Annotated in this window: 8 protein-coding genes; 3 read left to right on the top strand and 5 right to left on the bottom strand. The window is 74.9% G+C overall.

Annotation, left to right across the window (positions count from 1 at the left end; genetic code table 11):
- Both VFW24_13945 and VFW24_13940 read left to right on the top strand, forming a co-directional pair.
- A partial coding sequence (locus VFW24_13945; GenBank protein HEX5267865.1) for a HAMP domain-containing sensor histidine kinase occupies positions 1 to 1,501 on the top strand: 1,501 nt, incomplete at its 5' end.
- On the top strand, positions 1,486 to 2,169 hold the full coding sequence (locus tag VFW24_13940; protein HEX5267864.1) for a response regulator transcription factor: 684 nt from the start codon (positions 1,486 to 1,488) through the stop codon (positions 2,167 to 2,169). The genes VFW24_13945 and VFW24_13940, both read left to right, overlap by 16 nt.
- A gap of 25 nt (positions 2,170 to 2,194) precedes the next feature.
- Here VFW24_13940 and xylB read toward each other — a convergent pair whose 3' ends face one another.
- From xylB to VFW24_13915, 5 genes are read right to left on the bottom strand one after another with little or no spacing between them, the layout of a single operon-like run.
- The gene (gene xylB / locus VFW24_13935) at positions 2,195 to 3,649 is read right to left on the bottom strand and encodes a xylulokinase (GenBank protein ID HEX5267863.1); all 1,455 of its coding nucleotides are present in this window, start codon (positions 3,647 to 3,649) and stop codon (positions 2,195 to 2,197) included.
- 21 nt (positions 3,650 to 3,670) lie between these two features.
- Positions 3,671 to 4,279 carry a GNAT family N-acetyltransferase gene (locus VFW24_13930; GenBank protein HEX5267862.1) on the bottom strand — a complete coding sequence of 203 codons (609 nt, stop codon included), beginning with the start codon at positions 4,277 to 4,279 and terminating at the stop codon, positions 3,671 to 3,673.
- Complete coding sequence (locus VFW24_13925) at positions 4,261 to 5,997, bottom strand: family 20 glycosylhydrolase (protein HEX5267861.1); 1,737 nt, start codon at positions 5,995 to 5,997, stop codon at positions 4,261 to 4,263. The genes VFW24_13930 and VFW24_13925 overlap by 19 nt, the downstream gene beginning before the upstream one ends.
- Positions 5,994 to 6,845, bottom strand: a complete 852-nt coding sequence (locus VFW24_13920) for a GNAT family N-acetyltransferase (GenBank protein ID HEX5267860.1) — start codon at positions 6,843 to 6,845, stop codon at positions 5,994 to 5,996. The genes VFW24_13925 and VFW24_13920 overlap by 4 nt, the downstream gene beginning before the upstream one ends.
- Positions 6,842 to 8,206 (bottom strand): carboxyl transferase domain-containing protein, encoded by a 1,365-nt coding sequence (locus tag VFW24_13915; GenBank protein HEX5267859.1) that lies wholly within the window; start codon positions 8,204 to 8,206, stop codon positions 6,842 to 6,844. The genes VFW24_13920 and VFW24_13915 overlap by 4 nt, the downstream gene beginning before the upstream one ends.
- Positions 8,207 to 8,284: 78 nt before the next feature.
- Between VFW24_13915 and VFW24_13910 the strand changes: the two genes are divergently transcribed.
- A partial coding sequence (locus VFW24_13910) for an alcohol dehydrogenase catalytic domain-containing protein (protein ID HEX5267858.1) occupies positions 8,285 to 8,657 on the top strand: 373 nt, incomplete at its 3' end.

Here is an 8,657-nt window from a genome sequence, read left to right as displayed (position 1 = left end):
CACGACGATCATGGCCACCCTCACCACTGAGCTCGGACGCCGGTCCGGCCGGCTGACCCGGGTCGCCCCGGGGGTCCGGGCGAGCGGCCGGCTGGCCCCGGTCGCCCGCAGCGCCCGAGGCCGCATCCTCGGGTGGTACGTGATCCTGCTGGCGGTGGCGATCGGCGCGTCCCTCCTGGTCGAGCGCCAGCTGCTCATGCACCGCCTCGACACGCGGGTCGACAGCCAGCTCTCGGTCGAGGCCTCGGCCCTGAACCAACAGGCAGACACCCAGCAGACCGCCGGCCCCGGCTCGGTCAGGGGGTTGTTCGACTCGTTCCTGCGGTCCCACGTGGCCGGGCCCGACGGCGAATTCCTGACCCTCGTCGGGGGCCGGCCCTTCGAGGCCAGCTTCGGCGGGCCCTATCCCCTGGAGCGGATCCCGGGGCTGGTGGGGGCGGTCGACCACGTCCGGGCCGCCACGTGGGGGACGATCGACAGCGCGTCGGGCCCGGTCCGGTACGTGGCCGTGCCGGTGCAGCAGCCCGGGTCCCCGCCCGGCACGTTCGTGGCCGCCGACTTCGTGCGCCCGGCGGTGGACGAGGTGACCGGGGACGTGGCGGTGGCGGCCGCCGTGTCGCTGACCATGCTCCTGGTGATGTCCCTCATCGCCTGGCTGGTGGCGGGGCGGGTCCTGGCTCCCGTCCGGCTCATGACCGACGCCGCCCGCTCGATCAGCGAGACCGATCTGGCCCGGCGCATCCGGGCCGGCGCCGACGACGAGATCGGAGGGCTGGCCCGCACGTTCAACGCCATGCTCGACCGCCTCCAGGCGGCCTTCGTCAGCCAGCGCGACTTCGTGAGCGACGCCGGCCACGAGCTGCGCACGCCGATCACGGTGATCCGGGGTCACCTGGAGCTGCTCGGGGACGACCCCCAGGAGCGGGCCGAGACGATGACGATCGTCAACGACGAGCTCGACCGGATGACCCGCATGGTCGACGACCTGCTGCTGCTGGCCAAGGCGGAGCGCCCGGGCTTCCTGCACCTGGCGCCGGCAGCGGTGGACGAGATGGTCCGGGACCTGATGCCGAAGGTGGCGGCGCTGGGCGCCCGCAGGTGGGAGTGCCAGGTCTCGGGTTCGGTCACGTCGATGGCCGACCACCAGCGCCTCACCCAGGCCCTGATGAACCTGGCCGCCAACGCCGTGGCCCACACGGGCGAAGCCGGCCGCATCACCATCGGCCTCGACGCGGCCCGCGAGAGCTACCGGCTGTGGGTCTCCGACGACGGCATCGGGATAGCCCCGGACGACCAGACCCGCGTCTTCGAGCGCTTCGCCCGCGGCCGCAACGGGCGCCGGCGGTCCCAGGGCGCCGGCCTCGGGCTGTCGATCGTCCGGGCCATAGCCGAGGCCCACCACGGGCGGGTGGAGCTGATCAGCTCTCCCGGCCGCGGCTCCACGTTCACCCTGGTCCTACCCATTCAGAACCCGCAGGAGGGCGCATGGCAAGAGTCCTGATCGTCGAGGACGAGGATCGCATCGCCTCGTTCATCAAGAAGGGGTTCGAGGCGAACGGCTACGCCACCACGGTGGTCGACGACGGTCTCAGGGCCACCGAGGAGGCCCGCGACACCACTTTCGACCTGATGATCCTCGACCTGGGGCTCCCCGAGCGGGACGGCCTCGACGTGCTGGCCGACATCCGATCGCGAGGAGAGAAGATGCCGGTGATCATCCTCACCGCCAAGGGCGAGGTCGACTCCACCGTCGCCGGCCTCGAGGGCGGCGCCGACGACTACATGAAGAAGCCGTTCAGCTTCGAGGAGCTGCTGGCCCGGGCCAAGCTCCGCCTGCGCCAGGCCGAGGAGATGACCGACTCGCTCATCACCGCCGGCCCGCTCACCCTCGACCTGCACCGCCACCAGGTGATCGTGGGTCGGGACGGCAGCGAGAAGATCGAGCTGCCCGGCCGGGAGTTCGCCCTGGCCGAGGTGCTGTTCCGCAGCCAGGGCCGGATCCTGTCCCGCCAGGAGCTCCTCGAGTCGGTGTGGGGGCCGGAGGCCGATCCCTCGTCCAAGAAGCTCGAGGTGTACGTGCTCTACCTCCGCCGCAAGCTGGGCGACGAGGTGATCGAGAACATCCGGGGCCAGGGCTACCGCCTCCGCCCCGATCTCGTCGGCGCCTGACTGTCCGCTGCGGGCACCCGGGTCCTCAGGCCCGGTCCCGGGCCTCCCGGTAGGCCTGCCGCACCGGGCCGGGGTCGAAGCCGGGGGTCGGCTCGACCGTCACCTGGCTGCCCCGGCCCCACGCCGCCGCCACCTCGGCCGGCTGGCGCCCGGTGGCCACCGCCGCCGCCTGGATGCACGCGCCCGTCGCCACCAGCTCGGTCGCGTCCGGGACGGCCACCTCCAGCCCGGACAGGTCGGCCAGGATGCGCCGGTAGGCGGCCGAGCGGGCACCTCCTCCGACCAGGAGGGCCCGGTTCGTGCCGGCGGTGGGGCAGGCGGCGCGGAGGGCGTCGTGGCCGTCCAGCAGGCCGCACACCACCCCCTCGAAGGCGGCCCGGGCCAGCTGGGCCCGGGTGACGTCGGAGCGGATGCCGGTCAGCACGCCGGTGGCGCCGGGGCGGTCGGGGGTGCGCTCCCCGTCGAGATAGGGGACCAGCACCAGTCCTCCGGCGCCGGGGTCGGCGGCCAGGGCGGTGTCGGCCAGGACGTCGGCGGTGGTGCCGAGGAGCCGGGCGGCGGCGTCGGTGACCCGGGCCGCGTTCAGGGTGCACACGAGCGGCAGGTAGCGACCGGTGGCGTCGGCGAAGCCCGCCACCGCCCCGCCGGGGTCGGCGGTCGGAGTGGCCGAGACGGTGTAGACGGTTCCCGACGTGCCGATGGAGAAGGTCACCTCTCCGGGCTCGAGACCGAGCGCCAGCGCCGCGGCCATGTTGTCCCCGGTGCCCACCGCCACCGGGATGTCCCCGGGGAGGCCGAGGGCGCGGGTGAGGGCGGGGTCGGCGGCGCCGGCGGTCCCGTCCGGTCCCAGCACCTCCGGCAGCATCTCGGGCCACGGTTTGTCGGCCGAGACGATCTCGAGCAGGTCGGGGCGCCAGCTGCCGGCGGCGGGCGACCAGTAGCCGGTCCCGGAGGCGTCGCCCCGGTCGGTGACCAGCCGCCCGGTGAGCATGGCGGTGAGCCAGTCGTGGGGCAGCAGGACGTGGGCGGCGGCGGCGAAGATCGCCGGCTCGGTCCGGTGGAGCCACGACAGCTTGGTGATGGTGAACGCCGCCGTCGGCACGCTGCCGCAGGCCTCGGCCCAGGCGCCGGGACCCCCCAGCCGGTCGAGGAGCCAGGCGGCGTCGGGGGCGGACTCGGTGTCGTTCCACAGCTTGGCCGGCCGCAGCACCCGGCGCGCCTCGTCGAGCACCACCAGCCCGTGCTGCTGGCCGGCCACCGCCATGCCCGCCACGGACCGGGCCACCGGCGCCTGGGAGCAGGCCTGGCCCAGCGCGTCGCGGAGGGCCGCCCACCAGGCGTGGGGATCCTGCTCGGAGCGGGGGGGCGTGGTCGGGGGGTGGGGGGCCCGGCCCGAGGCCACCAGGGCCCCGGAGTCGGCGTCGCGCACCTCGGCCTTGGTGGCCTGGGTGGAGGAGTCGATCCCGATGACTAGGGGCACGGGCGGGCGGTGTCGGCCGGCCTAGGCGGGCCGGGGCTCCCGCCACATCAGCCACAGCGTCGGGGCGCCGGGGAGGCGCAGCTCCTCGGTGACCTCGAAGCCGTGCCGGCGGTAGAACGGGACGTTGCGCTCCTTCGACGACTCCAGGTAGGCGGGGATGCCCTCGGTGTCGCAGCGCTGCAGGACCGGCTCCAACACCGCGGACCCGAGGCCTCTGCCCTGGGCCGGGGGGTCGGTGCCGAGGACCCCGAGGTAGAAGTGGGGCTGCGGGGGGTGACGGGAGTCGATGGCCGCCAGGAGCCGCAGGGTCCGCGGGGTGCGGCCCCGGGTGTGGCGGACGAGCGGCACCAGCCGGAGCGCGGCGGCGGCGCTCAGGGGCGGCCGCCCCGGGGGGACCCAGAGGGCGGCGCTGCCCACGTCGTCGCTCACGTAGGACTCGGCGGCGGGCAGGAACATATGGCGCAGCTGGATGCCGAAGAAGCTGCGCAGCCCGGCGGGGCGGACCCGGTCACCGGGGAAGATGTAGCGGGCCACGGGGTCGTCGTCGAAGGCCCGGGCCAGCATCCGGGCGGCGGCGTCCCGGTCCGCCGCCGTCAGGCGGCGCACGGTGGTCACAGCGGGAACTGCCACGCCGGTACGAACTCCGCTGCCTCCCCGGCCCGGTAGCACGCGGCCAGGTGGCGGAGGTGGTCGGCGCTGTCCTCCCGCCCGCCGGGGCGGTTGCGGGCGGTCCACAGCTCCACGTGGGCGGCGGCCAGGGCGTCGGCGGTGTCGGCCAGGTGGCGGCGCACGGCCTCGTCGACCGAGCGCAGGGACCCGTCCCCGGCCAGCCGGCCGCGGGCGTCGGCCACGGCCAATCGGGCGATGTCCGCGACCAGCGCCATCTCGGGGCCGACCGGGCCGGCCCGGCTGCCCTCGCCCAGGTCGCGCAGGGCGGGCAGGGCGCCGCTAATCACGTCCTCGTAGGCGTCGAGCTGGGCGGCGTCGAGCCCCTCGGTCAGGCCCTGACCCACCCGCAGCCGGGGATAGATGAGGTGGACCACCACGGCGGCGAAGTTCTGGACCTGGGGGCGCACCGCCAGGTGGGCGTCACCCATCCGGAGCAGGGCCCGGGCGGCAGGGGCGCTGCCGAGGACGGCGGCGACGGCCCCGGAGAAGTCGGCGTCGGCCGCGGCGGGCGCGTTCCACGCCGCCGCCGCGGCGGCGGCCAGCCCGGGGAGGCTCACCGGCAGGGGCTGGAGGTGGCCGTTGTCCCCCCAGTCGGTCACCAGGTAGCCACCGGCGCCGTGGGCCAGGCCCTCAGTGGCGGCCGCCAGGCAGTTCTCCCGGGCGTTGCTCCAGCGCCCGAGGAGGCTGTCCCAGCTCGAGGTGCCCGGGCACACCCAGAAGGGCCGGCCGGCGTCGGCCAGGGTGCGGCACCGATCGGCGAAGGGATGGTCGGCCTCGTAGCCCCACTCGCACACGGTCACGCCCGGGGGCAGGCCGGGCGCCAGCTCGGGGTGCAGGGCCACGATGTCCCCCCAGACGAGCATCTCGTGGTCGGCCAGCTCGGGGGCGGCGCGCAGGGCGCTGATGTAGGCGCCGTAGTCACCCGCCCGCTCGGGGGGCAGCTCCCACGGCTCGTCCAGCCCGACGTGGGCCCGCCGGCTGCGCATCCGCGGCAGCAGCTCGGCCAGCAGCGACCGGGTCAGCTCCAGCGCCGCCGGGTTGCTCGGGTCCATGGTCGTGGGGTGGTGGAGCAGCCCCAGGTGGTCGGGCCACCCCGCCGGGGCCACGGCCAGGGGGCGGTAACGCTCGTGGGCCAGCCACCGCTCCATGTGGCCGAGGCAGTTCTGGTTGGCGGTCAGCTCGACGTGACGCTCGGCGCAGTAGCCGTCCAGCTCCTCGACCTCGGCCGCGGTCATCGGGCTGGCGTTCCGCCAGACCTCGTCGTGGCCCGGGTAGGCGTAGGTGTGCTCGGTGTACAGCTCGAGGTGGTTGAGCTTCCACGCCGCCATCACGTCCACCAGCCAGCGGAGGGTGTCCATGCTCGGGACCTTGTCGCGGGAGATGTCGAGCATCAGCCCCCGCACGGTGAAGTCGGGCCAGTCGGTGACGTCGGCCTCGACGACCGAGCTGCCGTCCTGCAGCTGGGCCAGCGTGGCGCGGGCCCGGGCCACCCCGGTCTGGTCCGACGCGCTGATGCGCACGCCCTCGGTCCCCGTCCGCAGGCGGTAGCCCTCGGGACGGTGCCCGCTCTCGACCACGATCTCCGGTCCGCCGGCGGGCAGGGCCACCCGGGCCCGGCCGAGGTTGGCCTGGCGCGGCGGCGGCAGCAGGGCGGGGCCGGGGTCGGCGGCGGCGCTCATGAGCGGGGCGGCGGTTCCAGCCGCTTGCGGCAGACGATGAACACGGTTCCCATCACCGCGCCGACGTTACGGGCGTAGAAGCGCACGGGGCTGATCCAGGCGATCTCGGCCCGGGCCCGGCCGTCGGCGCGCATGCGGTGGAGGGCGCCGAGGAGCAGGGGCACGCCGATGCGCTTTCCTATGGCCGAGGGCCGCACGGCGACCGGTCCCAGCCACCCGCTGCGGTTCACGTCCCACGCGCAGAACCCGGCGATGCCCTCGTCGTCGCGCGCCAGCAGCAGCCGGTCCTTCCGCAGGGCCGCGTCGACCTCGTCGGCCCACCAGGCCCAATGGGTGCGGGCCCATTCCCCGACCTCGGCGGCGTCGGCGGCCGTGGCCAGCTCCGCCCCTCCCGGATCAGGCGGCAGGGCGGTGAGGTCGACGTCCATGTTGAGGTTGGCCTCGGCCCGGTCGTAGCCGCGCGCCTCGAGGAGGCAGAGCATCGGGGTGAGGTGGACGGGCGCACCGGGGAACAGGTAGTCGGGCGCGTCGGCACCGACGGTCACCCCTGCGCCCTGGCCGGCGGACTGCTCGGCCACGTCCGCCTCGGCGGCGGCGAGCAGGGCGTCACCCACGCCCCGGCGGCGGTGGTCCGGGTGCACGGCCAGCAGGCGCACGTGCCCGGTGCCCGACCGCACCGCGGTGGCGACGACGCCCACCTCGGGGTCGCCGCGGACGGTCACCGGGAGAGGCCCGAACAGGTTGGCGACCAGGTCGGCACGTTCGGGGGCGTCGGTCCCCAGCGCCACCCGGCACAGGTCGGCGACGGCGTCGGCGCTCTCGGGACCGAGCCGTCCCACCTCGGTCACAGCGGGGTGTTGCCGTGCTTGCGGCCGACGACCTGCTCGCGCTTCGTGTGCAGCGTCCCCAGGGCGGTGGCCAGTACCCGCCTGGTGTGGGCGGGATCGATCACGTCCGCGACCAGACCCCGCTCGGCGGCGATCCACGGGGTCAGATAGCGCTCGTTGTAGTCGGCCTCGAGCGCCGTCATCTCCTCGGGGGAGGCCCGCCGGTGCAGGATCTGCACCGCGCCGCGCGCGCCCATCACCGCCACCTCGGCCGACGGCCACGCCACGCACATGTCGGATCCCATCGTGCTCGAGTCCATCACGATGTAGGCGCCACCGTAGGCCTTGCGCAGGACCACGCACAGCCGGGGGACCGTGGCGTCGGCGTAGGCGAACACCAGCTGGGCGCCGTGGCGGATCATGCCCCGCCACTCGAGGTCCTTTCCGGGGAGGAATCCGGGCGTGTCGACGAGCGTCACGATCGGCACGGCGAAGGTGTCGCAGAAGGCCACGAACCGGGCCGCTTTGTGCGAGGCGGTGATGTCGAGGGTGCCCGCCATCGACTGCGGCTGGTTGGCGACGATCCCTACGACCCGCCCGCTGATGCGCCCGAGCCCGGTCACGACCTGCATGGCCCAGCGGCCGCGGAGCTCGAGGAACGGATGGTCGCGGTCCAGCACCGAGCTGATCACCCGCCTGACGTCGTAGGAGCCGGTGGCGGAGTCGGGAATCACTGCGCGCAGCTCCGGGCACAGGCGCCCGGGCGGATCGGTGCTCGGCCGGCGGGGCGGCTCGCTGTCGGCGTCGTCGGGCAGCAGGTCGAGGAGCTCGACGACCAGCTGCCGGGCGTGCTGGCCGTCCTCGGCCTCCAGCGCCGCCACACCCGTCCGGCGGGCGTGGACCTCGACTCCCCCGAGCCGGGCGGCGTCGATGTCCACACCGGTCAGCTGTCCGACCATGGCCGGGCCCGACACGAAGGCGTAGCTCTCCGGCGTCATGACGACGACGTCGGCCAGCCCGAGCAGCAGGGCGGGACCCGACACCGCCGGGCCTTCGACCGCGATCACCACCGGCACGACTCCGGAGCACGCGGCGAGGGCCCGGGCCGCGCCGCCCCACGCGTGCAGGGCCTCGATGCCGTGGTCGACGGAGGCTCCTCCCGAGGCCAGGAAGCCGGCCAGGGGCAGGCGGGCGCGCAGGGCCAGCCGGGCCGCTTCGGCCAGGGTGTCGCTGTCGGCCGGGGTCAGGCTGCCGGCGGCGATGGTGGCGTCGACGCGCACGACGACGGCGTCGCGCCGCCCCAACCGCTCCACCCGGGCGGAGGCGGCGCCCCCCACGCCGCTGCGCAGCCCGACGTCCCGGGAGGGGGCACGCAGGGGCACGGGGCCGAACATACTTTCCGCCCGCCGGGAGGGTGGACCGCTCCGGCGGGCGCCCCGAGGGCCCGTAGGATCGAACTCGTGCGCGCCGCGGTCATGAGGGGCTCCGAGCTGGTGGTGGACGACGTCCCCGACCCGGTGCCTGCGTTCGGCCAGGCGTTGGTGCGGGTCCTGGCGTGTGGCATCTGTGGCTCCGACCTGCACTTCCTCCGCCACGGCCGGCGGATGGCCGAGTTGTCGGCCGGGATCGATCCGGCCGTGGGCACCTCGTTGGACCTCGACCGCGACATCGTGATGGGCCACGAGTTCTGCGCCGAGGTCCTCGAGTACGGACCCGACACCGAGGGACCTCCGCCCGGGACCGTGGTGACGTCGATGCCGGTGATGCTGACGCTCACGGGCGTGGTGAACCTGGCGTACAACAACGAGTTCCCGGGGGGCTACGCCGAGCGGA

The organism is Acidimicrobiales bacterium (assembly GCA_036273495.1).
Lineage (GTDB): Bacteria > Actinomycetota > Acidimicrobiia > Acidimicrobiales > JAJPHE01 > DASSEU01.
Note: the sequence above shows the minus strand (reverse complement) of the source record. Positions and strands in the feature narration are given on the sequence as shown.